Origin of the sequence: Streptomyces sp. NPDC127117 (assembly GCF_042677325.1) — a bacterium.
GTDB lineage: Bacteria > Actinomycetota > Actinomycetes > Streptomycetales > Streptomycetaceae > Streptomyces.
This window is the reverse complement of the sequence record NZ_JBHXTM010000001.1, coordinates 127,664-152,074: the sequence shown is the minus strand read 5'-3', so window position 1 is coordinate 152,074 and position 24,411 is coordinate 127,664. Positions and strand designations below refer to the sequence as shown.

Here is a 24,411-nt window from a genome sequence, read left to right as displayed (position 1 = left end):
CATCGCTCGTCGTGCTCGACAAAGGTGACCCGGTGGCCGGCACATACGCGAAATGCGGAGGGCGATACCCAGGCTCCTCGCCCGCGCGCCCGAGGTTCTGGCGGCCGCCGTGCGGGCATGCCGTACCCCGCTACGAGAACACCTGTCGCGAACATCGTGACGCACCCCGCTGACTGGACAGGCACCTCAGACGACCACGACCCGGCGCCCGCGCGTGTGACCGGCCTGGCTGTCGATGTGCGCGGCCGCGGCCTCGGCGAGCGAGTACGACTTCTCGACCGGGATGTGGAGCTTTCCCCGCGAGATGAGGCCGGCGGCCTCGGCGAGCGCATCCGGCACGCTCCCGGCCACACCGGAGAACCGGACACCGAGCTGCGGCGCATCGAGATCGGCGATGGAGATCACCTTCTGCGGATCCCCGGTCAGCTCGATGAGCTCGCGAATCACGCCCGAGCCGGCCAGATCGAGGGCCGCGTCGACGCGGCCGAACTGCCGTATCCGCTCGACCCAGCCCTCGCCGTACGTCGTGGCGAGGGCACCCAGGCTCCGTAGATAGTCCTGGTTCGCGGCTCCGGCGGTGCCGATCACAGTGATGCCGCGGTCGCGGCCGATCTGAAGCACCGCCGATCCGACTCCTCCGGACGCACCGCTCACCAGCAGTGTCTGTCCGGGCCGCACACCGACCTCGCGGATGATGCGCAGCGCGGTCTCCACCACGGAGGGGTATCCGGCGGCCTCTTCGAATGTCAGACCCTCGGGCATACGGGCCCAGGCCGACAGCACGGCGAACTCGGCGTAGGTGCTGGAGCCTTCGCCGAACACATGGTCGCCGACCTCGACCCCTTCGACGCCCTCGCCGACCTCGTCCACCACCCCGGCGGCGTCCAGTCCGACTCCGGCGGGCAACTCGATCGGATGGGCCTTCAGTATCTGACCTTCACGGACCCTCCAGTCGACGGGGTTCACGCCCGCCGCCCGCACGGCGATGCGCACCTGGCCGGGGCCCGCGTGGGGCTCCTCGGCATCTATGAGTTGCAGAACGTCCGGACCGCCGAACTCGGCGAAGCTCACTTTCCTCATGCGGCCGACCGTAACACTAACGGTTAGTGTTTTGGAACTGCTTCGACTTCCTACCTGATAGTGTTGCGGGCATGACCGTGCCGTCCGGGCGCCGTGAGCGCAAAAAGGCCGCGACCCGCCAGAAGATCGCCGACTCGGCCCTGCGACTCTTCCTGGAACGCGGGTACGACGCGGTGGGTATCCGTGAAGTGGCCGCTGAGGCCGACGTGGCCGTGACCACGCTCTTCTCCCACTTCGCCTCCAAAGAGGCCCTGGTGTTCGAACAGGACGAAGACTTCGAGAAGCGCCTCACGCAGGCGGTCACCCGTCGGGCGCCGCACGAGCCGCTCATCCCTGCGCTGCGCCACGAGATCCAGGCACTGGTGCGACACTGCACGGCGGACAGCGCCGCCCCGATCTGGCGCATGGTCGACGAATCACCCGCCCTGCGGAAGTACGAGGAGTCGATGAGGCTGCGCCACGCGGAGACGCTGGCAACAGCCATCGCCGACGATCCCGAACTGTCACAGACCGCAACGGCGAGCCGGACGATCGCGAGGTTCGTGATCGACGCCTATTCGCTCGCCCGCGAGGCGGCCGATCCGGAGGCCGCGGTGGACGAGATCTTCCGGATGATCGAGGCAGCCTGGGAGGTCACCTGCCCTTCTCGACGTGTGTGAGGAACTGTTCGTCCAGCGAACTTTCTCCACTCGTCGGCGAGCTGCGCCGCCGGCACCGTGCACTGGTGTGTTCGGCGTGGTTGGTGCTGTGGAGCTTCAACCGGCCCCGGTATTTCGAGGTGACGACCCGGATTCCGGAGTGGCCGAGCGCGGGGTCTCGCCGACGGGACGCCGGTGCCGACCCGGACGTGGCGTTCTCCCCGCCAGGCCATCGGGCGGCTCCCGTCCCGACCGGCGTGGCCGCGTGGTCGGCATAGGAGGTGCCCGAGTTCGCTTCTGCGGCAGGCAGCCTGCGACCGGCGGCTTCAGTCGGTTGACGAGTTCGACCAGTCGGCGGCTGCGGCGATTGACGACTTTCGATTCGCGCTGCACCGGGACCTGTGGAAGATCCAGCACGGGGTTCCCACAGCCATCCGGCGCCGACAACCTCTCGTAGTGGACGGCGGTGCGAGCAGGAGTCGGCTGATCGGGGGAGTCAGGTGTAGCTGTCCTCGACGGCGACTCGTCGCACGGTACGCAGCGTCGCCTGGAGACTGTTCAGATCGGTCGAGCCCAGAGCGAGGCGGATCGCCTGCGGTGTGTGCGTCGAGGTGCTGAACGGCTCGGCCGTGGTGACCGAGATGTGCTGGCGCGCGAGGGTGGCGGTCAGGCGATCGGCGCGTGCGTCCTCGGGCAGCGGCAGCCATGTGAAGTAGGACGAGGGGTGGCTGATGAGTGGTAGCCCTGCCAGCTCCTGTCCGGCGAGTGCTTGGCGGGCCTTGGCGTCGTGTCGTTTCTGCGCTTCCAGGTGGTCCACCGTGCCGTCGTCGAGCCAGCGGCAGGCGATGGCCGTGGTGAGGGCCGGAGTGTTCCAGGTAGTCGCCCGAATCGCGCGTTCGAGCGAGGGCACCGAGGACGGCGGGGCGACGACGAAGCCGACCCGCAGGCCGGTGGCGATGTTCTTGGACAGTCCCGAGACGTAGACGGTGATGTCCGGCGCGGTCGCAGCCAGAGGCGGTGGAGGGTCCTCGACCGGGTAGGCGTAGGAGGCGTCTTCGATGATGAGCGGACCGTGCTGCCGAGCGATCTCGATCAGGCGGGTTCGGTCGGTTGCCGGCATGACCCAGCCCAGAGGGTTGTGCAGGGTGGGCATGGTATAGATCGCGCGCACCGGACGGGTTTCGCACAGCCTCTCCAGGGCATCGAGATCCGGTCCGTCGGCAGTTGCGGGTATGGGCTCCAGATCGATATGCAAGGCGTGCGCGAGCACCTTGAACCCCGGGTAGGTGAGTGCGTCGACCGCGACGACGTCGCCGGCGTTGAGTGCGGCCATGACGGTGACGGCCAGGCCGTGCTGCGCACCGTTGACGATGAGGACCCGATCCGCGTCAGTGGTGATTCCCCGGCGCCTCAGGTGCCGTGCGATCGCGGCTCTGTCCTGAGGACGTCCTCGATGCGGTTGGTAGCGCAGAAGTGAGTCGAGATCACCAGTGGTGGCCAACTCTCGCAGGGCCTGCCGTAGGAGATCGGCCTGGCCGGGCAGCGACGGATAATTGAAGTTGAGGTCGACCGCATCCGTGGCGACGACCTGCTGGTCGATACCGTGACCGGCGGGAACCGCGATGTCACGCACGAATGTGCCGCGGCCCTGCTCCCGGCTCACCAGACCCATCGTCTCCAGCTCGGCGTACACCCGGGTCGCGGTCACCACGGCGATGCCCTCACTGGCGGCGAGCCCGCGGTGTGTGGGCAGCCGCGCACCCGCGGCGAGCCGCCCGGTCCGGATGTCGGAGGCGAGCGCGTCGACCAGCGTTTTGTACCGCGAGGCTGCCATGCATCGGATTGTACGCATGACAATTCTTTGACTGTCCTGCTGGCGGATCCATACCGTCAAGATCCACCCACCACCCGGAAGGACAGCCGCCGTGCACATCGCCATCCTCACCTTCGAGGGCTACAACGAGCTCGACTCACTGATCGCGCTCGGTGTGCTCAACCGCATCAAGACCGACGGCTGGCGCGTCACCATCGCTACCCCAAGCCCCAAGGTGACGTCGATGAACGGAGTGACCATCGAGCAGATGTCCACTCTTGAGGAGGCGTGCTCCGCTGACGCCGTCATCGTCGGCAGCGGCATCGCCACCCGCGAGGTCGTCGAAGACCCGGCGATCATGAACGTCCTGCGTCACCTGGATCCCTCGCGCTGGCTCATCGCGGCACAGTGCTCCGGCGCGCTCGTGCTGGCCAAGCTCGGCCTGCTCAACGACATCCCCGCCTGCACCGACCTGGTCACCAAGCCCTGGGTCGTCGCCGCCGGCGTCGAGGTGCTCAACCAGCCCTTCTACGCCAAGGGCAACATCGCCACCGCCGGCGGCTGCCTGGCCTCCCACTACCTCGCCGCCTGGATCGTCGCCCGCCTGGAAGGCCGCGACGCCGCCGAAAGCGCGCTGCACTATGTCGCCCCGGTCGGGGAGAAGAGGGAATACGTCGAGCGTGCCTGGCGCAACATAGCCCCCTACCTGCCCGCTCCCGCACCGGCGCTCGTCTGAACTCCTGCTCTGCCGGCGAAATACGTTCGTCGCCGTGCCGACCGTCAGACCCGCTCGCCGCGGAAAGGGGCCACGATCATGGCCGAGGAGATCGGACAGCTCAGGCACGATCAAGCCGCTCATCGGAGGACTCGCCCCCGGCGGCGAGCTGGGCCTCGCCGCCTCTGAGGGACCGACCGGCTGGTCGGCCCTGGATTTCCTGGCGGACAGGCAACGGCCAAGGGCGCGTTCACCGACATCAACGCGCTGGACGCGGCTGTGAAGTACGGCGTCCTCACCGACACCCACCCGCTGGTCGAGGTCTTCGCCCACCCGCCGCTGAAAGGTGAGTTCAGCCCTCACTCAAAGTGGTCGCATCACAGAAGTCAGAAGTTGTGACAGAAGCGGAATCAAGCCAGTACGGCACCAGGCATGATGCAGGCATGATCACTGTTCATCTGAAGTACGAGATCGACGCCGACAAGCTTGCGGACTTCGAAGAGTACGGTCGCCGCTGGGTCCGGCTCGTCAACCGTTTCGGCGGGACGCACCACGGCTACTTCCTGCCGAGTGAGGGCGACAGCGACATCGCCTACGCCCTCTTCTCCTTTCCTGGCCTGGCCGCTTACGAGCAGTACCGCACGGACAGCATGTCCGACCCGGAATGCCAGGAAGCATTCCAACTGGCTCGTGACACCCGCTGCATCAAGCGGTACGAGCGCCGCTTCCTCCGGCCGCTGGACGGCCTGTCCTAGGCCGTCGGGAGGTGCGTAGTACGACCCCCTGCCGCGCCTCCGGCGGCTACGTGCCGTTCGCCGCGCAGACCGACCACCGCGTCAAGGCGGTCGCCACCGTCAGCGCCGTCGACGTTCGCAGCCTGCTGATCGAGGGCCTCGGCCGCACCCAGGGTGCCGAGGTCCTGCAGTCCCTGCTCGACCAGGCCGGCCCCGCGCGCACCGCGGAAGCCGAGGGCAGGGCACCGGCCGTGCTGAACTGGGCCCCGGAAAGCCCGGAGGGCCTTGAGGAGGCGCCCACCCTCTACCGGGAGGCACAGAACTACTACCGCACCCGCGCGGTGGTCACCACAACTCCACCAACGAATGGCCGCTGCGCAGCATCGACCACATCGCACAGTTCGACCGCTACGCCCTGATCGAGCTCATCGCGCCGCGCCCGCTGCTGATGATCGTCGGCTCCGATGCGGACACTGCCTACTTCAGCCGTGAGGCCATCGAGAAGGCGCGGGAGCCCAAGGAACTGTTCGTCGTCGACGGCGCCACCCACATCTCCCTGTACGACCAGAACGCGCACGTCACCCCTGCGGTCACCAGGCTCACCGACTTCTTCGGCAAGCACCTGGCCGCCTGACGCGCCCGAACACTCCGGCGCCGTCCCACAGCCGATCGCAACCAAGGAAGAGAGCAGAACGATGCGGAAGGAATCCACGCGCTTCAAGAACCGGACCTGGGATGTGGCCGCCGACGTCCGCCTCCTGGACGGGTGCGACCCGGCAAAGAAGTACCCGGCCATCATCTGCGCTCACCCGATCAGCAGTTGCAAGGAGCAGACGTCGGGAAATGTCTACGCCGAGAGGCTGATCGAACTGGGATACGTGACCCTTGCGTTCGATGCCTCGCACCAGGGAAGGAGCGGCGGTGAGCCCCGCTACCTGAAGGATCCGGCCCGGATCGCCGAGGACCGCTAGGTTGCGGCCGACGGCGCCGTGACGACGACATGGCCGCTTTACCAGCGCATGTCGAGCGAGGTCCTCCCCATGGCCGACGACATCGCCGTCGGCCATGGAAAGTGTCCGGTCGGCCTGGACGCGGTCCTGGACGCGGCGGATACACCGCTGCCACTCGGTGGCCCACACCGGCCACCACCCCGGATCGATCGCATCCGGCTCACCACGCCGCGCCTCGGTCATGGCCCGGCCGATGAAGGGACGGACAGCCGGACGCGCGCAGCTCCTCCGCGGGACGCCGGTACCGCGTACGTGCATCCTCAGCGGATCGGCGGGGCGGCTACCGCAGGACGAAGCCGGTGCCGAGGTCGTCCGCGGGATCGAGCTCGAAGCGGTGTTCGCCGGTCCGGTACGCCTTCCCTGTGACCTCCGCGACGACGGCGGCGTAGCCGTCGACGGCCAACTCCGCGACGATCCGCGCGTGGAAGCGGGTGCCGACGATCGAGTCGTGGACGAGAACCTGGCCCGGCTTGAGGTGACCGGTCGCCGCGAGCACGGCGACGCGGGAGCAGGTGCCGGAGCCGCAGGGGGAACGGTCGACCTGGCCGTCGGCGAAGATGGTGACGTTGCGCTGGTGCGGGTTGCCGTCCTCGTCGGTGCCGAGGTCGTCGTACAGGATGGTGCCGTAGATGCCGCTGAGGCGGTCGTCGACGGGGTGACGGGCGTGCTCGCTGTCGTTCAGCGCCCACTTGACTTCGCGTCCGATCGAGATGAGGTCGGAGTAGTGCTCGGGGGTCACGGACAGCCCCACGCTGGATGCGTCCAGATGTGCGTAGATGGCGCCGCCGTAGGCGATATCGACGATGACGTCTCCGCGGGACGTGGCGGCGGTGACGCGTTCGGCGAGCCGGTAGCTGGGGACGTTGACGAAGTCGACGCCGGTGATCTGTTCACCGACGGTGTGCACGCGCAAGGTGACCCGGCCTGACGGCACGTCGATGACGACTGTGGTGGAGCCGGAGGGATCGCGGGCGACGCGGCCGGTCTGTACGGCCCAGACGGCGAGTGCGATGGAGCCGTGGCCGCAGGCCGTTGAGAAGCCGTCCTTGTGCCAGAACAGCACGCCGAAGTGGGCGCCTTCGTCATCGGGTGGGGTAATGAACCCGCCGTACATGTCGGCATGTCCGCGGGGTTCGAAGCACAGCAGCTTGCGCAGGTTGTCCACGTCGGGATTGCCGATGGCGAGCATGCGGCGTTCGGCGACGGTGGCCCCCTTGATGGCGACCGGCGGTTCGGGAACGATACGGAACGGTTCACCGCCGGTGTGATAGTCGGTGGTGAGTACCTGATTGGTGGTCATGAGGTCCTCCACAGAGCTGAAAAGGGCAGGGTACGAGGCAGCCGGAAGCGGCCGGCGTCGACGAACTCGGCCGGCCGGGGATCGCGCGAGGTGGAAAATCAAGCGAGTACGGCGGAGAAGAACCCAGTGACCCAGTGGACCCGGGGCCGGTGACGATGCTGCCAGCCGGCGAACCGGGCTGTCCGCGCCGCGACTTCGTCCGCCGACAGGTTCTCGTGACCGTCCTCGGTGACGACCGGGTCACCCTCGATCCGGACATCGAGGCCGCGCCACCCTTCGGGCACAATGAGGCTGTCCGCATGGGCCGGCGCCGCTCCCCCGCCAAGTCGGAGCTTGTGCTCGATCTGCCCTGCCAGGACGTCCGTACGGCGGCCGATGACCTGACCGCCGCCGTCGGTGAATCCGCCCGTGGTGGAATCCACAGTCCTGCGGGGTTCGGCGATCTCCCTGTCCTCCTTGTCTTCCTTGACGATGTGGAGACCGCTGAGCGCCTCTTGAGTTCGGCATCACGTTCTCCTCCTCGGTGGCGACGGCGGCTTCCCAGTGCGGCTCGGGTACCCTCGCTGCCGCCGTTCGGTGACGGCTCCCGGACGGTATCTCGCACCGGCCGCGCTCGGTGCCCAGGAGCGCCACTGGCATAGACCGGCCACAGCCTTGACCGGAGCCGTCGACGCCGCTGCTCGGTGAGCTTGCCGGCCCGATTGCGCGCGTTGCCGAGCCATGTGCCGAGCTCGACCACCACGACCCCGTCAGCACCGGCCTGACGGCCCGTCGGGACCGCCACCGCCTCCATTGTCCGAGGTCTTCGCCCTGCACGATCACTTTGCCGGCTGCTGCCGGAAGGGCCCCGCCGCTCTGGAGGACGCTCTGGGCGAGGCGGCAGCAGCGCTGCCATCCCGTATATCCCATACCGCGCACCGATCCGCCGCTACGGCCCGACGCCGGGCGGCGCCGTGGGCTGCACCGTGCCCGGGGCGTTGTCAGGAGCTGCGACTGATGGAAGCCTCCACTGCCCGGGACCGTCGGCCGGCCGCCAATTCGTGCCGGTCGGTGCAGGCTACGGCGTTTGCAATACAGGTGGGGCAGAACTCTGGAACGCGTCCATGGGGTGACCGACCTGACCGCGGAGCAGGCCGACAAACCCCGTACCCTGCCGATCCCGCGAATGACCAGCCCGGACCCACGCTTTGAAGCAGGACAAGCTCAGCGCCCCTTCTCCGCGTCGAGCGCCCTGTCGAGGGTGATGGCGGCCATGATCAAGGAAAGATGGGTGAATGCCTGGGGGAAGTTGCCCAGTTGCTCCCCGCTCGGGCCGATCTCCTCGGCGAACAGCCCTACGTGGTTGGCGTAGGTCTGCATCTTCTCGAAGGTGTAGCGGGCCTGGTCCAGCCGACCTGCTCGGGCCAGCGCGTCGACGTAGAGGAAGGTGCACAGGCTGAAGGTGCCCTCCGAGCCGCGGAGGCCGTCCGGCGATGCTGCCGGGTCGTAGCGGTAGACAAGGCTGTCGGAGACAAGCTTGCGGTCCATCGCGTCGAGCGTGGAGAGCCACGTCGGGTCACGAGGAGCGACGAACCCGACCCTGGGCATGAGCAGCAGCGAGGCGTCCAGGACCTCGCCGTCGTAATGCTGGACGAAGGCGCGTTCCTTCTCGCTCCAGCCGTGTGCCATCACCTGTTCGAATATGGTGTCCCTCGTCCTGCGCCACCGCTCCAGGTCGGCCGGCCTGCGGAAGAGCTCGGCCAGACGCAGCCCGTGGTCGAAGGCGACCCACGACATCACCCGGCTGTAGGTGAAGTCCTGGCGACCGCCGCGGGTCTCCCAGATGCCCTCGTCCGGCCGGTCCCAGGCGTCTGCGAACCAGTCCAGCGTCCTCGTGAGCGCCTGCCATCCCTCGAAACTGGCCTGCTGCGCGATCTCGGCACCCTGGGACACCGCATGGAGCGCTTCGCCGTATATGTCCAGCTGAAGCTGGTCGGCGGCGCCGTTGCCGATGCGGACGGGGTAGGAGCCGCAGTAGCCCTCGAAGTGATCGAGCGTCTCCTCCGGCAGGTCGGGGCTGCCGTCGACCCGGTACATGGTCTGGAGCGGCTCGCCCTCCTTGCCCACGCGCTCACGCAACCTGTCGACCAGCCAGTGGACGAAGGCGGTGGCCTCCTCGACGAAGCCGAGGTCCAACATGGCCCGCACGGACAGCGAGCCGTCGCGTACCCAGGTGAACCGGTAGTCCCAGTTCCGCTCTCCGCCGACCTGCTCGGGCAGGCCCGTGGTGGCCGCTGCGATCAGGGCGCCGGTCGGGGCGTAGGTGAGGAGTTTGAGGGTGATGGCCGATCGGTGCACCAGCTCGGGCCACCGTCCCCGGTAGCGGGACCGGCGCAGCCAGTGCCGCCAGAACCGGGCGACTTCGTCGAACTGCCCGATGAGCCCGTCGACGGTGAGGGGGGCGGGCGTCTCGCCGTCGGATGCGCAGACGGTGAAGACGGCGCCCCCGGACTCGCCGGCTCTCAGCGTCACCTTTCCGCGCACGTCCCGGCCGTCCCGCTCCAGCGGGAAGGTGGACTGCAGGTGCCCGTCTATCCCGGGGGCCCGGAACAGAGCGCCGTTCTCGCCGAGTTCGAGTTCGTGCTCGGCGCGGCCGTAGTCGAAGCGCGGCCTGCACTCAAGGGTGAAGTCGACGGTCCCTCGCACGGCACGGACGCCGCGGACCAGGGTGTGCCGGTCGGTGGCGGTGCGGGTCCGGTCCGGGGGCATGAAATCGACCACCTCGCCCACGCCGTTCGGCGACAGGAACCGGGTGACGAGGATGGCGGTGTCGGGGTAGTAGAGCTGCTTGCACGTCCCGTCGGAATGCTCGGGGGCCAGCCGCATGTACCCGCCGCGCGTGTGGTCGAGCAGGGCCGCGAAGATGCTGGGCGAATCGAACCTCGGAGCGGCGAACCAGTCGATGACGCCCTGCGACGAGACGAGCGCGGCAGTCTGCAGGTCACCCACCAGGCCGTGCTCGGCGATGGGAGGGTAGCGGTCCATTGCGGCTCCGAGGTCTCGGAAGGGATCGATTCTCCAGGCAGAGATCACCACTGAGGTGAGCGAAACGCTGACACTCGTTGCTGCTGCCCCGGGCTGCTGTGTCTGCCACTAGCTCTGTGTGATGTGCAGATGGATGGGACCTCGCAGGATGGGGCTGGGCCGGTACGGTGGCGGGTCGGCGACCAGCCGGGGCCGGTCCAGGCGGCGTACCAGTTCGGTCAGTGCGATCTGGGTTTCCAGCCGGGCCAGTGGGCCGCCGAAGCACAGGTGGATACCGCTGCCGAAGCCCAGGTGCTGGTTGTCCCGGCGATCGGGGTCGAAGCGGTCGGGATCGTGGAAGCGGTCCGGGTCGCGGCTGCCCGAGGCGAGTATGAGCATGATCTGCGAGCCCTTGGGGATGACCGTGTCGGCGACGGTGATGTCGCTGTACGCCGCCCGCCAGGGAATGATGTGCACGGGGGGTTCGTAGCGCAGCAGTTCCTCGACCAGGGGCACGATCAGGTCCGGTTCGCTGCGCAGCCGTTGCAGCACCTGCGGGTGGCGCAGGAGCGTCAGCATACCGTTGGTGATGAGGTTGACGGTCGTCTCGTGGCCGGCGATGAGCAGCAGGTTCGCGGTGCTGACGATTTCCGCGTCGGTCATCCGCCCGTCGGGTCCGTCGTCGTTGGCCAGCCGTGTCAGCAGGTCGTCGCCGGGCCGGCCGTGGCGTTGTTCCAGCAGCCCGCCGAGGTACTCGCGCAGGTCTGTTGTGGCCTGTACGCCGTTGTCCAGTTTCTCCTTCGGGTCGGTCTCGGGGTCGTAGTCGAGCGAGTCGATGACGGCGTTCACCCACACATGGAACTGCGGTTCGTCCTCACGCGGTACGCCGAGCAGGTGGCAGATCACGGTGACGGGGAACGGGTAGGCGAAGTCATCGACGATGTCGATCTGCTGTTTGTCCGCGAAGTTGTCGATCAGGCCGCTGACGGTGCCGGTCAGGTCCGGTTCCATGCCGGTCACCAGACCCGGGGTGTGCGGGGGGCCGAAGTGGCGCATCGCCAGGCGCCGCAGGCGGTCGTGCTCGGGCGGGTCGAGGTTGATGAACGACGGCGTGGTACGTGCCTCGGCCGCGGCCATCGGCCGTGACAGGTTACGGACGTCGGAACTCAGGTGCGGGTCGTGCAGTATGCCGGTGAGTTCGCGGTAGGTACTGATGACATAGCTGCCATCCTCCTGCAGAGCCACCGGCGTCTCGCGCAGCTCGGCGTACAGCGGATACGGGTCGGCGCGAGCGGAGTAATCGAGGATCCGCCGCAGGACGTCCGGCGTCTCGGTCGTGGTCATGTCGCTTTCCCTCCTACCGGTGCTGCCACGCGGCCGTGACGCGTCGCTCGCCCGGGTCGTGGCCGGTGACGACCACTGTGGCCCCCTGTGCGAGCAGAGTGGGGCCGGGGAAGTCGACAGGCACCGGCTTCGCGTCGACGGGTTCGTCGGGAGTGGGACAGGGGGGCGGGAAGGGCGCGGCGGTCTCGATCAGCTGCCGGTAGTGGTCCAGCCACTTCGCGTTGTTGAAGCTGACAGCGGCGGTGACGCGGCCCCGGTATCCGTATGCGGCGACGAAGCGGTGGTCGGGCACGGATCCCTGGGTGACGATGACCTCGTCGGCGTAGGTCGGTACACCGACGGACTTGATGTTGACGCCGAACTGGATCGACCAGAACGTCGGGATGGACAGGTGCGGCCAGCGGTCCGCCTGGGTGCTGACCATGTTGTGCGCCGCGACCTGGGCCTGCTCCACGGCGTTGACCCAGTGTTCCAGCGAGATGAGCCGGTACTCGTAGATCGGGTTCGGGCAGCGTGCCACGTCTCCGGCGACGAAGATGTCGTCGGTGATCAGGCCGTTGAGGTCGAGGGCGCGGCAGCCCGTGTCGCAGGCGATGCCCCATGGGCCTGCCGCCAGCCCGGAGTCGCGCAGCCACTCGGTGTTGCGGATGCCGCCGAGGGCCACCACCGCCACGTCGGCGTCGATGGTGCTGCCGTCGTCGAAGTGGGCGCGGTGAAAGCGCCCTTGCGCGTCGCCCTCCAGCCGGGTGACCTTGGCACCGCAGCGCAGGTCGACGCCGTGGGCGCGCTGCATCTCTGCCGCGACGTCACCGATCACGGCGCCGAGCGCCCCCACCAGCGGGGCCGGCCCGAGCTCCGCGACAGTCACCGGGATATCCCGCTCGCGGCAGATGGAGGCGATCTCGGAGCCGGTGAAGCCCGCGCCGATGACCAGTACGCGGGAGGGTCCGTCGGCGAGGGCTCGCTGCAGGCCCTCGGCGTCCTCGCGCGTGCGCACGACGAACACTCCGTCCAGGGCCGCTTCGGTCTCGACGAACCAAGGCCGGGCCCGTACCCCGGTGGAGATCAGAACGCGGTCGAAGGGAATCTCGCGGCCGTCGGCGAGATGCACATGGTTGGTTGCCAGGTCCAGCCCGTCGGCGGGCACACCCAGCAGCCACTCCGCATTGATGTCACGACGTCGCGGCAGCGTGGTGCCCCCGGCCGGCACCCACCCGGTCAGCACCTGTTTGGACAGCGGGGGACGGTCATAGGGCTCACCCAACTCGTCACCGATCATGGTCAAGGCCCCGGTGAACCCCTCATCGCGCAGAGCCTCCGCGGCTCGCAGGCCCGCCAGTGACGCCCCGACGATCACGACGCGCCCGTCGCGCTTGAACCCCTTCAGGGTGTCGGCACTGGTCATGACTGCGACGTCCCCACCGGCGCGTCCCGCCCCTCCGACCGGTCGACCAGAATCGCCTGGAGCGGGCAGGCTGCCGCGGCACGCAGCACCTGCTCGCGCTGACCGTCGTCGGGGTTCGGGTTGTACATCAGCGCTTCTTCACCGTGCATCCGGAACGTGTCAGGAGCCAGGAACGCGCACTGCGCATACCCCTGACACCGGGAAAGATCAACGACAACTCTCATCCCGAACTCCATTTCAGGGACACGAAACTGCGGACCCTGAGGCAGCACCACCACGGCGCCCAAAGCGCGAGGCACGCCTTCGAAGAAGGGAATCGGCTGTTACTCACTCCTGCGAATACGAAGGAGTGCACCACGCACGTCAAAGGTCTCCGCAGGCAGAATTGACCGCCGCGAAAGCGGACCGGGCGTCTGTACCACCACCCGGAGAACCTGACCTCACCGTCAAAATGCTATCCCGCGCGCACGGCGTCCGCACCCCGGGAAAGGGACGTGCGGATGTCTGTCTCCCCGGCCTCCGAGGACTGACCCAATGAGGAGAACCGTGCCTCTGAGCTGGGCGGATAGGGTTTGCTGAAGGGGCTTTCCACCGCGGTCCAGCAAGCACTCCCGGAGCTATCTGGAGCCTCCCTTCGGTGACCGGGCATACCCGGTCTGTACGAGTGCGGCGTCTTTCTGAGTGCCACGTCGATGGGTGAGGTGGTTCTCGGCCCGATGAGTTTCAGGTCGAGGACCATGACTGCGCCGTCATTCCCCCCACGGTGCGATCCCCCACCGGACGGTGTGCCGCTCGCCGGGTCCGAGGCTGACGAGCGCCGTGCCGCTGCGGAAGGCGTCCGGCGGGCAGGTCATCGGTTCGACGGCGACCGCGTGACGGCGTTCCCCGGGCGGGAGGGTGTCGCCGGTGTAGAGCTGCACGTAGTCGGCTCCCTCACCGAGCCACGCGCCCGTACCGAACGAACCGGAGGGATGGGCCAGGCGTACCACGGCCCGCCCGTGTTCCGGTCGAGGTCGGCGAACGGAGTGTCCGGTCGGCGCGTTCCGACAACCTGCGGCGTACGCAGGTCGCACGGCGTCCCGCCAACCGGTCCGGCGGCCACCGGCAGGCCGCGCTCATCGGTGCGCAGCCACGTCCGGGCGGGGACGGTCAGCACCGACTGGTCGACGACCGCGGTGCCGGCCGTGACACAGGGATGCTGACCGAAGCCGTGGGGCGCGGCGCTCTCGTCGAGGTTGCGCGCGGTGACAGTTACTTCGAGCCCGTCCTCACCGAGTGCGTGCTGGGCCAGGACGTGAAGATGGAACGGGTAGCCCGGCTGCGGCCACAGCGAGGCGCCCAGGACGCCCCGGCTGTTGCTCGCCTCCACGACCTGCCACGAGGTCCACCGGACCAGTCCGTGGATGGCGTTGCCACCGGACGGCTCGGTGAGCGGCAACTGCAGATCCTGCCCGTCCGACCGGTACCGGCCGTTCCGGATCCGGTGGGCCACGGCACCAGGATCCGGCCGCGCCCGGCGGTGATCCGGTCCTGTGCAGCGAATCCGTGGACCACGGCGCGTTCACCGACCGAGTACGACCGCGGCGCCGCGCCCAGCTCTGCCACGACCGCGCGTCGCGCGCCGTGACTCAGGGTCAGCTGCCGACCGGTGCGGCTCTCCTGCGGCCGGACGCCACTACATGCGGCACAACAACCTGGCGCTGATGGCGGTGGCGAGGGAACCGAACCCCACCAGCTTCCAGAAGACCCTGTCGCTGTACGACTGATATCCGGGAGCGGACGACTGGGACTTCCCGCTCGGCGGAATCCAGACGCTCGGCAAGTCGGACGCCGACCGGATCCACGGCGAGGCGCCACGCCGGGACGGCGCGGCCTGGCCCGACACGCTGTTCGAGAAGCCGGCGCACCACGCCGTCGACCTCTGGCTGTGCGGGGAGGACCTTCGGCTTTTCCCGAGCATCGGCATGGTGAACCCCTCGCTCACCGCCGGCGCGCGGCGCTGTACCACGGTCACCGCGACCGATGACAGCCGCAACGCGCGAGCTGTGAACAACCCGGCGAACCCGCGGCCGAGGATCACCACCCGGCGGCGCGTCACGTGGTTTTGCTCAGGGGATCAGCCTCCGGTGGCGAAGCCGGGGAAGAGCGTCATGCCACCGTCGACGTAGAGAGTGCTGCCGACGACGTAGTCGAGCAGGTCCGAGGACACGGCGACGACGGCGTTGGCGATGTCTTCCGGGTCGCCCACGCGGCGGTACGGAATCAGCCGCAGCAGGTCGGCCTCGGCCTCGGGGGTTGACCAGGCGTCGCGATTGATCGGCGTACGGATCGCACCGGGTGCAATCGCGTTGACCCTGATCCGATGGGGGGCCAGCTCCTGGGCGAGGGTCTGCATCATCATCCCCACACCGCCCTTGGAGGAGGCGTAGTTCACGTGCCCCGACCAGGGGATGATCTGGTGTACCGAGCTCATGCAGATGATCTTCCCTGCCGACCGGGACACTTCTTCCACCACGCCGCGCCGCATGAACTCCTTGGCGGCCTCCCGAGCACAGAGGAACTGCCCGGTCAGGTTGACGTCGATGACCTTCTGCCACTGGGCGAGCGTCATCTCCGTCACGGCCGAGTCCCGCTGGAGGCCGGCGTTGGCCACCAGGATGTCGATGGTTCCGAACTCCTCGACCATCCGGGCGACCATGGCGATCACCTGGTCCTCGTTGGACACGTCGGCCTCGTGGGCGTAGGCGCGAACCCCGAAGCCCTCGATCTGCGCACAGACCTTCTCGGCCTCGTCCGCGCCGACGACGTAATTCACCACCACGTCCGCTCCGGCCCGGCCCAGAGCAATGGCAGTCGCCTCGCCGATACCCGAGTTGGCACCGGTCACCAGCGCCTTCTGGCCTCTGAGCAACTGCGCGGACATCGCCTCACGGTTCTCGCCGGAGTTTCCTGCCACCACGATCTCTCCTCTCGGCATTTCGGACGGCACACCCTCAGGGAGCGGGTGCGCCTGGGGAAGACCAGGCGTAGGCCGTCCCGACAGGACAGGTTCACGAGCCGTCGCACACCCTGTCCCCAGACGAAAGCACCCTCGGCCGCAGGCGGGACAGACCGGCGCGCAACGCAGCTGTATTCGTCCGGGCACCTCACACGGTCGGGTTACGAACAGCCCTCACGGGGCGCGGGTTGTTGCACACAGCCTCCGGGTCTCAAGGGCGCGGGGTGTCTCGTCCTCCCTGCCGAAGCCGTTCCTGCCTATGAGTGTTCGCCGAGTTGGAGGAGGCCGGCGAGGCAGAAGCACAGGGCGCCTTTGAGGGTGTCCCGGTTGGCGATGTCGGCGTTGACCGGGCTGCCGGTGGCGGGGCGGGTGAAGGCGGCGATTGCGGAGACCACGAACAGGACGGAGCCGAGCTGGTTGACGGCTACGATCCACCGGCCGAGGTTGCGCGGGCGGGCGCACTCGGTGGCGTCGCCGGCGCCGAACCGGGCGTCGGCCGAGCCGGTCGCGAAGAGGGCCCCGCCGATGACGAAGGCGAGCGCGGCGGTTGCGCTGAGTCTGCGCAGCCGGGTGATGGCAACGGCGTCCGCACGGGTGTGCCGAGTGGCCGTCGCACCGGGGGGACGGACGGCGAGAACTCCGCGCCGCCGCGCGAGCGGGGACTCCCACACGGCGGTGCCGCCGCCGGAAAGGTGCCAGGCGAGCCGGGTGGTGAACGGTCCCGCGCCTTCGGCGCGCTCCTCCAGTTCGGGGCAGCGGGCCAGTACCTCCTTCACACCAGCGCGGTCGTCCTCGCTCAGCGCGGTGGGGTGGCGGGTGAGCCGACCGGTCACCTGCCGCACCGTCGGTGGCCGTGGAGGTGCGGCGGACGGAGCGCCGCGCAAGGTGGCGATGCGGGCGCGGACCATGCAGTAGGTGATGGGAGCTTGCTGGGCAACCAGCTCACTGTGCAGTCGGGTGACGCTGGTGCATCCCTCGGTGAATCGCCGCCCCAGGTAGGGCTTGTAGGGGACCAGTCTGCTGGGCCGGGGCTTGTTCTCGCGGATGGTGTCCTGCCAGTGTGCGGCGCTCGTGTACCGGAGCACGGTGTCGAGGCCCCAGCCCAGGTGCCGGGCGATCGCACGGCATGAGTGGCCTTGGGCGAGCGTCTCGTGGACCAGGGCGTGTGCTGCCTTCTTCCGCTCGGCCCGCCGGCCGACGGGGTCCGAGCGGTTCCGCGTCGGGCCAGAAGTCCGGGCGGGGCGTCTCCGACAGTGTGCCGCTGGGCGACGGGTTGCGCAGGCAGTCGCGGTTGGCGGCGATGCAGGTCTCCACGGCCCGGCCGAGTTCCTGCCACAGATGGAACCGGTCAGCGACCCGCAGAGCATCGGGGGCACCGCGCCGGGCGCCCTCGGCATAGGCGCCCGTCCGATCCCGGCAGATGATCTCCACACCGGGGTGGCGGATCAGCCAGGCGGCCGGCGGCCCGGCTTCACGCGTCAGCAGCACGTCGACCACGCGATGATCTCCGCCGCTGGTCAAGACGGTGGAGTAGGTCCGGCCGCGGCGGATCGCGAAGTCGTCCACGCCCAGTACCCGCGGAGTGCTGCACTGAGGGTCGGGCAGCACCATGACCCTCCGGAGTAAGGTCATCCGTCCCGCGCCGAAGCCCGGCCGGCCGGCCGGGCGGGCGCCGGCCCGTCCGGCCGGTGCGAGCCCCACTCGCTCCAGGGCGCGGTTGAGCCGAGTTGTGAACCGTGCGTACGGGGCGGTCAGCCGGGAGAACGGCTCGGCGAACGTCCGGCGCGGACCGTCCGCCGCCCCACAGATGAAACGCCGGACCGTCAACCGGATCACAAAGCCCTGTTCAGCGAGCAGAAAGTCCTTCAGCCTGGGCTGGTATCGGTCGTGGAATCGGTCTGAGAAGCGGCCGCAGTCCGGACACGCAGCCCCGGCGGCGCGGCCTCTCGCCACCACCTCGACCGTGCCGAACGCGGCCGCAACCGCCTCGATATCCACCTCGTCGATCCCCTCGAAAACCAGCGAGTCCCAGGACGGTGCGTCGGTCTGCATGACCAGCATCATCACTGCTCACAACGGTCCACAGCGGCGGCAAGCAGACACCTGAGGGATGCGTCAATTCCTGTTGCCAGACGACAAGGCGTACGCGGTCTCACGCGAGCCTTTCTCCTCACAATCGAACAACGCAGTAACGCTCCGCGACGACTCCCCGAGATCTGTGCCAGAACCTGACTCTCGGCGACAGAGTCAGTTGTCCGGACCGTCTGGCGCGCCTCGGGGATCCAGTCGTCGGCAGAACCCCGCCGTCCTGCGAAAGGGCTTCGGCCACGGGGGCGGGGCGATACTGGTCGTGACAGTTGCCCCGCTGCCGGGCCGGTCCCGGACGCGGGCCCGGTCGTGCGGGAGCACGCTTGTCGATGTCTCCGAGGGGAGCCGTTCATGACCACGGCGAAGGACCTGTTCATCATCGCCATGGACCTGGAGCATTCCGTGGGTCAGGGAGATCTGTCCCTCGCACTCGCGGGAGCCGAGCTGATCGATCTCATCGGTGCGGGGGCGGTCGCCGTGGACGGCGACCGCATCGTGCCGGGTGGACCGCCGACGCTGGACGATCGGCTCATGGGCCAGGCTGCGGCAGGGCTCACCCGGCAGGCGCCCTACGAGCGGATCGAGGACTGGCTGTGGCGCCGGGGCCGAGACCTCTCGGCCGCGTACCAGGCCGGCCTGGAGGAGCAGGGTGAGCTGAAGCCGCAGCGGAGCGGCCGGTTGTCCTTCGGCTCGGAACGCGTGGAGCCGGTCGATTCGCCCGCGCGCCGCCGTGCGGCCGACCGCTGGAAGGAGAAGGAACCTGTCCTGGCTGCCCTCGCCTCGGTCGTGGGCATCGACGACGAACGATCCGACGATGAGGACGACCTCGATGACGAGGCGGTGACGACCGTGGTGGCTGCCGTCCACGACGCGGTGATGGAGCTGGAGGCCGTACGTCAGAGGCGGACCATCGAGAACGCGGCCTTCGCCAACCTCTGGCGCGGACCGTGAACCGGGCCCGCCCTCGGGGGCGCGGTCGACTCCGACGGCGGCGGTGAGCGGTCGGACGGCCGCTGGGGCGGCGCTACGGCATGTCCGTGGACCAGTTCCGGTGTAGGCCGCGTGGCCTGCACCGGGAAGTGGGAGCGCGTCCGGCCCCGTGGTGCAGTGGTCCGAGTGGCGGCTGCGTCAGGTCCGGGGCCGGATCCGGACCTGGAGAACAAGGAGCAGCGTGCCCGGGACACTGCCCACGTACCGAAGAACGGCTTTCGTGCGTCTCTCCTTCCAGCAGGGCGTCGGGCAGGCCGGTGAGCCGGCCGCAGCCGGGCATCCACCCGCCCTCGGTCACATCGACGGTCCGGGAGTGAGGATCTTGATCCACGCGGGGGAGAGGACGCCGGGTTCGTGCACCGGCGCAAGCCGCTTCGCGAGCACACCCTCCAGCCCCGCGGCCCGGGGCATCCAGCATCTGCTCGCCGTGCCCGACGACCTCTGCGGGGGTCGACCCATGCCTCACGTCCAGTCCGAGCGCCTCCAGGAGGGCGCGGAGCTCGCTGTACGGCAGCCCGGACAGGTTGTGCGGTCCAGGTGTACGGCGTCGCATACTCGGCCGCTGTCCCCGTAATACGTTGTCGCCGGCACAGGGGTGATGGGTTTACGCCGGGGCCTCTGGTCCTGCCCGCCCCGCCGGTGTGGGGCAGACAGGTGAGCCGTCAGGGCTGCCCGGCGTCCTGGGTGATGGTGGAGTGGATGAGATCGGCGGGGCGTACGGGCGCCCCACACGAGCGAACCCCGGCCCGGGAAGCCCCGCAGTCAGTTGATGCCCTTGTCTTCATTTCGTCCGGACTCCGGCCCGGCGGCGGGCGAACCGGGGCCCTCGTTACTTCGGTGGCAGGACCAGCCGGAACAACGCGCCGCCGCCGGGTGCCCGGTGTGCCGTCAGGTCGGCGCCGTGGGCGCGGGCGATCTGGCGTGCCATCGCGAGGCCGAGGCCCGAGCCGGGCAGTGAACGGGCCTGTTCCGCGCGGTAGAAGCGGTCAAAGACATGGGGAAGGTCGTCCTCCGCGATGCCGGGCCCGTGATCCCGCACCGTCAACTCGACTACGGAAAGACCCACTTCAACGGGAGCGCCGGGTGGGCTGAACTTCGCAGCGTTGTCCAGGAGGTTGGAGATGAGCCGAGCGAGGCGGGCAGGGACGCCGGGCAGGGTCGTGGAGTCATCGGCCACGTCCAGTCGGAAGGGGGTGGACGGCCAGTGCGTGCGGGCCCTGTCCACCGTGTACGCGAGCAGCGGAGCGAGCCGGACGTTCTCGACCAGCGGGGTGGGTTCCTCGTCCCTCGCCAGGTCGATCAGGTCGTTGACCAGAGCCGACACTTCGCGGATCTGCCGGCCGAGCGCGGCGGAGGCCCGATCCCGCTGGGGCGTCGTCAATCGATCCACTCTGGCGAGGAGTTCGGCGTTGGTACGCAGTGCCGTGAGCGGGGTGCGCAACTCGTGGGAGGCGTCGGCGACCAGCCGGCGCTGGGCCGTCACGGACTGCTCCAGTGCGCCGAGCATGATGTTGAAGGTCGCCGCGAGACGGGTGACCTCGTCCTCCTTGGCCGACGGGCCCGGCGGAAGTTCGATGCGGTGGCTCGGGTCGCCGGTGGCTGCGATGCGCTCGGCGGTGGCGGTCAGGCGGGCGACGGGGGCCAGGCCGGTCCGCGAGACCCAGTAACCGAGGACGGCGGCCATCACGATCCCTGCCGCACCCACGGCGCCGAGCAGCCAGGCGGCTTGGCGCACGCCCCGGTCCACGGTGTCCGAGCGCAACGCCACCTGCAACGCCTTGTCACTGCCGAAAGTGGTCGTCAGTATCCGGGCCGGGTGGCCGTCCGAGAGGCGGATGTCGGTGTAGTACGGGCGCCGTTCGCCCGAGGCGACCTCGCGCACCGACTGGGTCACGGGCAGGAGGTAGCGGGCATCAGGGTCCTCGGCCGGGGAGGCCGGGACGATCTGGGTACAGGCGGGAGCCGACAGGAAACGGCACTCGCCGGACAGCACGCCGGGGGCGGCACCACGGTTCTGCTGGGTAGCCAGCGTCGCCGCCTGGGTGAGGTTGAGTTCGAGCTGATGGTAGAGCTCGTAGCGGATGACGAAGAACGCACCCGCGCAGACGCCGGCCGCGACCAGGGCCACCGCAGCCGAGGCGGAGAGCGCGAGGCGGGTACGCAGCGGGCGGTGGCGGCGCCAGCGGGCGCCGAGGCGCCGGGTTCCGCGTGGTCGGCCGCGCCCCGCGCTCACAGCGCGTCCAGGCGGTAGCCGACGCCGTGCACCGTGTGGACCAGGCGTGGCTCGCCGTCCGCCTCCAGTTTGCGACGCAGGTATCCGACGTACACGGCAAGGGAGTTGGAGTCGGGCCCGAAGTCCTGGCCCCATACGAGTTCCAGGATGAGTTCGCGGGGGAGTACCTGGCCGGGGTGGCGCAGGAACAGTTCGAGCAGAGCGAACTCGGTGCGGGTGAAGTCGATCGCCCGCCCGCCCCGGCGGGCGCTGCGGCTCACCGGGTCGACGGTGAGGTCCGCGTACGAGAGCTCCGCCGCCGCGGATGCGGGCTCGGGGGCCGAACGGCGTAGCAACGCCCTGACCCGGGCCACGAGTTCGTCGAGGGCGAAGGGCTTGACCAGGTAATCGTCGGCGCCCGCGTCGAGGCCGTCGACGCGCTCGCTCACCGAGTCGAGGGCGGTGAGGACCAGGAGCGGGGTGCGGTCGCCCACCGCCCGCAACCGGCGGCACACCCCGAGGCCGTCCAGGACCGGCATCATCACGTCGAGCACCACCGCGTCGGGCTGCCAGCGGGCCACCTCGGAGAGCGCCGCCAGACCGTCGGAGGCGCCCCTCACCTCGTACCCCTCCACGGCGAGGCCGTCCTCGATGGCTGCCCGCACCTCTGGCTCGTCATCGACGACGAGAATCCTGGCCGTGCGCGAAATGCTCATGGGTAAAGCGTGCCAAACCCGGCTCTTAGAACCCTCTTAAGACACCCCACGAAGCTCTTGCCCCATGCGCACACCATCGTCAGCAGTACGCACACCACTCTCCGTGGTCATCGGAGCGGGCGGCACCGGCGGGCACATCTACCCGGGGCTCGCGCTTGCCGAGGCGCTGCGCCGGGCCGTCCCGGACGCGGTGATCTCCTTCGTCGGTACGACGCGGGGACTGGAGACCGAGCTGATCCCCGGTGCCGGGTTCCGTCTCCACACCGTCGACATGATCCCTTTCGATCCCTCTCTCGGTGCCAAGCGGTACCTGCTGCCCGCCGCACTGCTGAAGGCCAGCGCTCAGTGCCGGGCCATCCTCAAGGCGCAGCGCGCCCAGGTCGCCGTCGGCATGGGCGGTTACCCGAGCGCGCCCGTCATCGTGGGTGCCCGGATGGCCGGAATGCGGAGCCTCATCCACGAATCGAACGCGGTGCCGGGCCGTGCCAACCAGTTCGCTGCGCATCTCACTCCGCATATCGCGGTCGCTTTCGACCGCAGCCGTGCGCATCTGGCGGGTGGCGAGGACGCCGTCACCACCGGGATGCCCATCGCTGCCGCGATCGCGGCCCTGGACCGGAACGCGATGCGGGCTGAGGCTCGGCAGGCCCTCCAGGTGCCACCCGGTGCGCGCCTCGTCCTCTTCAACGGTGGCAGCCTGGGCGCGGCCCGGCTCACCGAGGCCGCGCTCGGGGTGGCGACCCGCTGGCGCGGGCGTGACGACGTACATCTGCTGATCAAGACGGGACCGGCCGCGCTCGACGAGACCCGGCGCCGGCTTGCTTCGGTGCCGCCCCGGCTGGCTCGGGCTGTGCCGTATTTGGACCGGATGGACCTCGCGTACGCCGCCGCCGACCTGGTGGTGTGCCGGGCAGGTTCGGCGACCGTCGCCGAACTCGCCGCGACTGGGGTACCCGCCGTTCTGGTGCCCTACCCGCACGCGCCCGGCGACCACCAGACGCACAACGCCCGGGTGCTCTCGGACGCCGGCGCCGGCCTGCTCCTGCCGGACGCGGACACCAGCCCCGACCGGCTCACCGAGCTCCTGGAACCCCTGCTCGCCGACCCCGCCCGGCTCGCCGCGATGAGCGGAGCCGCAGACCGGGGCAGCCATGCCAGGGCCGCCGACCTGCTGGCCGCCAAGGTCCTCGAACTCGCCTCCGACTACACCTCCCATCCCGCCCCGCACACCAAGGAGCACAACGCCGCATGAAGTCCCAGCTGAACTGGAACAACCGGACCGTCCTCGTCACCGGGGCCGAAGGCTTCATCGGATCGACGCTCGTCGATCTGCTCGTCGAACTCGGCGCGAACGTGAGGGCGTTCGTCCACTACAAGCCGTACGCCGAGAAGGGCAACCTGGCCCATCTGATGTCCCACCCCTCGGTGGAGACGGTCGCGGGCGACGTGCGCGACGCGGGCCGCGTCTCGGACGCCGTGGCCGGCTGCGACACCGTGTTCCACCTCGCCGCCCTGATCGGGATTCCGTACAGCTACGATTCGCCGGGCGCGTACGTCCAGACGAACGTGGTCGGAACCGAGAACATCGCCGAGGCGTGCCGACGCCACTCCGTGCGACGGCTCGTCCACACCTCCACGAGCGAGGTGTACGGAACCGCCCTGACCGTGCCGATCGACGAGACCCATCCACTGCAGCCGCAGTCCCCTTACTCCGCCTCCAAGATCGGCGCCGATATGACGGCACTCTCGCACCGGCACGCCTTCGACCTGCCGGTCACCGTCGTGCGGCCCTTCAACACGTACGGACCCAGGCAGTCCGCGCGTGCCGTGATCCCCACGATCCTGGCCCAACTGCACTCCGGTGCAAGGGAGATCAAGCTCGGCTCGCTCACGCCGACCCGGGACTTCACGTACGTCACGGACACAGCGCGGGGGTTCTTGGCAGTAGCCGGGTGCGACCGGGCGCTCGGCGAGGTGGTGAATCTGGGCTCCGGGCGGGAGATCTCGATCGGTGATCTGGCACAGGCGCTGATCACGGCCTCGGGGCGGGAAGCTTCGGTGGTGGTCGACCCGGCGCGGCTGCGGCCGTCGGGCAGTGAGGTGGAGCGGCTGCTCTCGGACAACTCCCGGGCGCGGGAGTGGGCGGGCTGGCAGCCGGAAACGCCCCTCGGAGAGGGACTGAAGCGCACATCGGAGTGGGTGACCGAGAACCTCGCACTGTTCGCACCGGAGCGGTATCAGGTCTGAGCACCGATTGCCCCGCCGGCTTCCGGCGGGGCAATCGCCGGGTGTTCTCCTTCATCCCGTTGCCCCCGTGGCCGATGGACAGCGCGCGTCGATCACGGTCGATGATGACCGTGCTGCA

Annotated in this window: 23 protein-coding genes and 1 pseudogene; 10 read left to right on the top strand and 14 right to left on the bottom strand. The window is 69.2% G+C overall.

The annotated features are described in order from the left end of the window. Positions 1 to 186 precede the first annotated feature (186 nt). Positions 187 to 1,080, bottom strand: a complete 894-nt coding sequence (locus tag ACFVH0_RS00740; protein WP_385817267.1) for an NADP-dependent oxidoreductase — start codon at positions 1,078 to 1,080, stop codon at positions 187 to 189. Positions 1,081 to 1,151: 71 nt separating this feature from the next. Here ACFVH0_RS00740 and ACFVH0_RS00735 point away from each other — a divergent pair, with 71 nt between their 5' ends. Continuing rightward, positions 1,152 to 1,739, top strand: a complete 588-nt coding sequence (locus tag ACFVH0_RS00735) for a TetR/AcrR family transcriptional regulator (protein WP_385817266.1) — start codon at positions 1,152 to 1,154, stop codon at positions 1,737 to 1,739. 475 nt (positions 1,740 to 2,214) lie between these two features. Here ACFVH0_RS00735 and ACFVH0_RS00730 read toward each other — a convergent pair whose 3' ends face one another. Then, the gene (locus tag ACFVH0_RS00730; protein WP_385817265.1) at positions 2,215 to 3,552 is read right to left on the bottom strand and encodes a PLP-dependent aminotransferase family protein; all 1,338 of its coding nucleotides are present in this window, start codon (positions 3,550 to 3,552) and stop codon (positions 2,215 to 2,217) included. Between the two features lie 91 nt (positions 3,553 to 3,643). Between ACFVH0_RS00730 and ACFVH0_RS00725 the strand changes: the two genes are divergently transcribed. From ACFVH0_RS00725 to ACFVH0_RS00705, 5 genes are all read left to right on the top strand, one after another. After that, entirely contained in the window at positions 3,644 to 4,267 is a 624-nt protein-coding gene (locus ACFVH0_RS00725) for a DJ-1/PfpI family protein (RefSeq protein ID WP_385817264.1), read from the top strand. A 422-nt stretch (positions 4,268 to 4,689) separates the two neighbouring features. Then, the gene (locus ACFVH0_RS00720; RefSeq protein ID WP_385817263.1) at positions 4,690 to 5,001 is read left to right on the top strand and encodes an NIPSNAP family protein; all 312 of its coding nucleotides are present in this window, start codon (positions 4,690 to 4,692) and stop codon (positions 4,999 to 5,001) included. An 11-nt stretch (positions 5,002 to 5,012) separates the two neighbouring features. Further along, the gene (locus ACFVH0_RS00715) at positions 5,013 to 5,399 is read left to right on the top strand and encodes a hypothetical protein (protein ID WP_385817262.1); all 387 of its coding nucleotides are present in this window, start codon (positions 5,013 to 5,015) and stop codon (positions 5,397 to 5,399) included. Between the two features lie 29 nt (positions 5,400 to 5,428). Then, the gene (locus tag ACFVH0_RS00710) at positions 5,429 to 5,614 is read left to right on the top strand and encodes a hypothetical protein (RefSeq protein ID WP_385817261.1); all 186 of its coding nucleotides are present in this window, start codon (positions 5,429 to 5,431) and stop codon (positions 5,612 to 5,614) included. 61 nt (positions 5,615 to 5,675) lie between these two features. Beyond that, the gene (locus tag ACFVH0_RS00705) at positions 5,676 to 5,951 is read left to right on the top strand and encodes an alpha/beta hydrolase (protein ID WP_385817260.1); all 276 of its coding nucleotides are present in this window, start codon (positions 5,676 to 5,678) and stop codon (positions 5,949 to 5,951) included. Positions 5,952 to 6,270: 319 nt separating this feature from the next. On the opposite strand, the gene ACFVH0_RS00700 is transcribed toward ACFVH0_RS00705, so the two are convergent. The 7 genes from ACFVH0_RS00700 to ACFVH0_RS00670 all read right to left on the bottom strand — a co-directional run bounded on the left by ACFVH0_RS00700 (position 6,271) and on the right by ACFVH0_RS00670 (position 14,534). Beyond that, positions 6,271 to 7,290: a proline racemase family protein gene (locus ACFVH0_RS00700; RefSeq protein ID WP_385817259.1), complete on the bottom strand. Its 1,020-nt coding sequence runs from the start codon at positions 7,288 to 7,290 to the stop codon at positions 6,271 to 6,273. A gap of 98 nt (positions 7,291 to 7,388) precedes the next feature. Further along, positions 7,389 to 7,712, bottom strand: coding sequence for a hypothetical protein (locus ACFVH0_RS00695; RefSeq protein ID WP_385817516.1), 324 nt, complete (start codon positions 7,710 to 7,712; stop codon positions 7,389 to 7,391). 781 nt (positions 7,713 to 8,493) lie between these two features. After that, positions 8,494 to 10,314 (bottom strand): glycoside hydrolase family 15 protein, encoded by a 1,821-nt coding sequence (locus tag ACFVH0_RS00690; protein WP_385817258.1) that lies wholly within the window; start codon positions 10,312 to 10,314, stop codon positions 8,494 to 8,496. A 108-nt stretch (positions 10,315 to 10,422) separates the two neighbouring features. Next, on the bottom strand, positions 10,423 to 11,637 hold the full coding sequence (locus ACFVH0_RS00685) for a cytochrome P450 (RefSeq protein WP_385817257.1): 1,215 nt from the start codon (positions 11,635 to 11,637) through the stop codon (positions 10,423 to 10,425). Positions 11,638 to 11,650: 13 nt separating this feature from the next. Then, entirely contained in the window at positions 11,651 to 13,042 is a 1,392-nt protein-coding gene (locus ACFVH0_RS00680; protein WP_385817256.1) for an NAD(P)/FAD-dependent oxidoreductase, read from the bottom strand. Next, positions 13,039 to 13,266, bottom strand: a complete 228-nt coding sequence (locus ACFVH0_RS00675; RefSeq protein ID WP_385817497.1) for a ferredoxin — start codon at positions 13,264 to 13,266, stop codon at positions 13,039 to 13,041. Before ACFVH0_RS00675 ends, ACFVH0_RS00680 begins: the two co-directional genes overlap by 4 nt. Before the next feature lie 626 nt (positions 13,267 to 13,892). Beyond that, entirely contained in the window at positions 13,893 to 14,534 is a 642-nt protein-coding gene (locus ACFVH0_RS00670) for a hypothetical protein (RefSeq protein ID WP_385817255.1), read from the bottom strand. 163 nt (positions 14,535 to 14,697) lie between these two features. On the opposite strand from ACFVH0_RS00670, the pseudogene ACFVH0_RS00665 reads away from it, so the two are divergent. After that, positions 14,698 to 14,985: pseudogene (locus tag ACFVH0_RS00665) on the top strand (dehydrogenase); the annotation flags it as partial. 173 nt (positions 14,986 to 15,158) lie between these two features. On the opposite strand, the gene ACFVH0_RS00660 reads toward ACFVH0_RS00665, so the two are convergent. The 3 genes from ACFVH0_RS00660 to ACFVH0_RS00650 all read right to left on the bottom strand — a co-directional run bounded on the left by ACFVH0_RS00660 (position 15,159) and on the right by ACFVH0_RS00650 (position 18,092). Continuing rightward, positions 15,159 to 15,965, bottom strand: coding sequence for an SDR family oxidoreductase (locus tag ACFVH0_RS00660; RefSeq protein WP_385817496.1), 807 nt, complete (start codon positions 15,963 to 15,965; stop codon positions 15,159 to 15,161). A gap of 332 nt (positions 15,966 to 16,297) precedes the next feature. Further along, on the bottom strand, positions 16,298 to 16,786 hold the full coding sequence (locus ACFVH0_RS00655; protein ID WP_385817495.1) for a hypothetical protein: 489 nt from the start codon (positions 16,784 to 16,786) through the stop codon (positions 16,298 to 16,300). A 196-nt stretch (positions 16,787 to 16,982) separates the two neighbouring features. Then, positions 16,983 to 18,092, bottom strand: coding sequence for an ISL3 family transposase (locus ACFVH0_RS00650; RefSeq protein WP_385817254.1), 1,110 nt, complete (start codon positions 18,090 to 18,092; stop codon positions 16,983 to 16,985). A gap of 387 nt (positions 18,093 to 18,479) precedes the next feature. Here ACFVH0_RS00650 and ACFVH0_RS00645 point away from each other — a divergent pair, with 387 nt between their 5' ends. Continuing rightward, complete coding sequence (locus ACFVH0_RS00645) at positions 18,480 to 19,079, top strand: GPP34 family phosphoprotein (protein ID WP_385817253.1); 600 nt, start codon at positions 18,480 to 18,482, stop codon at positions 19,077 to 19,079. 868 nt (positions 19,080 to 19,947) lie between these two features. Here the strand turns inward: ACFVH0_RS00645 and ACFVH0_RS00640 are convergent. Both ACFVH0_RS00640 and ACFVH0_RS00635 read right to left on the bottom strand, forming a co-directional pair. Then, entirely contained in the window at positions 19,948 to 21,351 is a 1,404-nt protein-coding gene (locus tag ACFVH0_RS00640) for a sensor histidine kinase (RefSeq protein WP_385817252.1), read from the bottom strand. Then, positions 21,348 to 22,046, bottom strand: a complete 699-nt coding sequence (locus tag ACFVH0_RS00635; RefSeq protein WP_385817251.1) for a response regulator transcription factor — start codon at positions 22,044 to 22,046, stop codon at positions 21,348 to 21,350. The genes ACFVH0_RS00640 and ACFVH0_RS00635 overlap by 4 nt, the downstream gene beginning before the upstream one ends. Positions 22,047 to 22,110: 64 nt before the next feature. Between ACFVH0_RS00635 and murG the strand changes: the two genes are divergently transcribed. Next, on the top strand, positions 22,111 to 23,298 hold the full coding sequence (gene murG / locus ACFVH0_RS00630; protein ID WP_385817250.1) for an undecaprenyldiphospho-muramoylpentapeptide beta-N-acetylglucosaminyltransferase: 1,188 nt from the start codon (positions 22,111 to 22,113) through the stop codon (positions 23,296 to 23,298). After that, positions 23,295 to 24,293: a GDP-mannose 4,6-dehydratase gene (locus ACFVH0_RS00625; RefSeq protein WP_385817249.1), complete on the top strand. Its 999-nt coding sequence runs from the start codon at positions 23,295 to 23,297 to the stop codon at positions 24,291 to 24,293. Before murG ends, ACFVH0_RS00625 begins: the two co-directional genes overlap by 4 nt. Positions 24,294 to 24,411 lie beyond the last annotated feature (118 nt).

What these genes read in the sequence shown, in the direction of transcription:
- ACFVH0_RS00740 (WP_385817267.1), bottom strand. Translation starts at nt 1,080, where the DNA reads ATGAGGAAAGTGAGCTTCGCCGAGTTCGGCGGTCCGGACGTTCTGCAA.
- ACFVH0_RS00735 (WP_385817266.1), top strand. Translation starts at nt 1,152, where the DNA reads ATGACCGTGCCGTCCGGGCGCCGTGAGCGCAAAAAGGCCGCGACCCGC.
- ACFVH0_RS00730 (WP_385817265.1), bottom strand. Translation starts at nt 3,552, where the DNA reads ATGGCAGCCTCGCGGTACAAAACGCTGGTCGACGCGCTCGCCTCCGAC.
- ACFVH0_RS00720 (WP_385817263.1), top strand. Translation starts at nt 4,690, where the DNA reads ATGATCACTGTTCATCTGAAGTACGAGATCGACGCCGACAAGCTTGCG.
- ACFVH0_RS00710 (WP_385817261.1), top strand. Translation starts at nt 5,429, where the DNA reads ATGATCGTCGGCTCCGATGCGGACACTGCCTACTTCAGCCGTGAGGCC.
- ACFVH0_RS00705 (WP_385817260.1), top strand. Translation starts at nt 5,676, where the DNA reads ATGCGGAAGGAATCCACGCGCTTCAAGAACCGGACCTGGGATGTGGCC.
- ACFVH0_RS00700 (WP_385817259.1), bottom strand. Translation starts at nt 7,290, where the DNA reads ATGACCACCAATCAGGTACTCACCACCGACTATCACACCGGCGGTGAA.
- ACFVH0_RS00690 (WP_385817258.1), bottom strand. Translation starts at nt 10,314, where the DNA reads ATGGACCGCTACCCTCCCATCGCCGAGCACGGCCTGGTGGGTGACCTG.
- ACFVH0_RS00685 (WP_385817257.1), bottom strand. Translation starts at nt 11,637, where the DNA reads ATGACCACGACCGAGACGCCGGACGTCCTGCGGCGGATCCTCGATTAC.
- ACFVH0_RS00680 (WP_385817256.1), bottom strand. Translation starts at nt 13,042, where the DNA reads ATGACCAGTGCCGACACCCTGAAGGGGTTCAAGCGCGACGGGCGCGTC.
- ACFVH0_RS00675 (WP_385817497.1), bottom strand. Translation starts at nt 13,266, where the DNA reads ATGAGAGTTGTCGTTGATCTTTCCCGGTGTCAGGGGTATGCGCAGTGC.
- ACFVH0_RS00660 (WP_385817496.1), bottom strand. Translation starts at nt 15,965, where the DNA reads ATGTCCGCGCAGTTGCTCAGAGGCCAGAAGGCGCTGGTGACCGGTGCC.
- ACFVH0_RS00650 (WP_385817254.1), bottom strand. Translation starts at nt 18,092, where the DNA reads ATGCAGACCGACGCACCGTCCTGGGACTCGCTGGTTTTCGAGGGGATC.
- ACFVH0_RS00645 (WP_385817253.1), top strand. Translation starts at nt 18,480, where the DNA reads ATGACCACGGCGAAGGACCTGTTCATCATCGCCATGGACCTGGAGCAT.
- ACFVH0_RS00635 (WP_385817251.1), bottom strand. Translation starts at nt 22,046, where the DNA reads ATGAGCATTTCGCGCACGGCCAGGATTCTCGTCGTCGATGACGAGCCA.
- murG (WP_385817250.1), top strand. Translation starts at nt 22,111, where the DNA reads ATGCGCACACCATCGTCAGCAGTACGCACACCACTCTCCGTGGTCATC.
- ACFVH0_RS00625 (WP_385817249.1), top strand. Translation starts at nt 23,295, where the DNA reads ATGAAGTCCCAGCTGAACTGGAACAACCGGACCGTCCTCGTCACCGGG.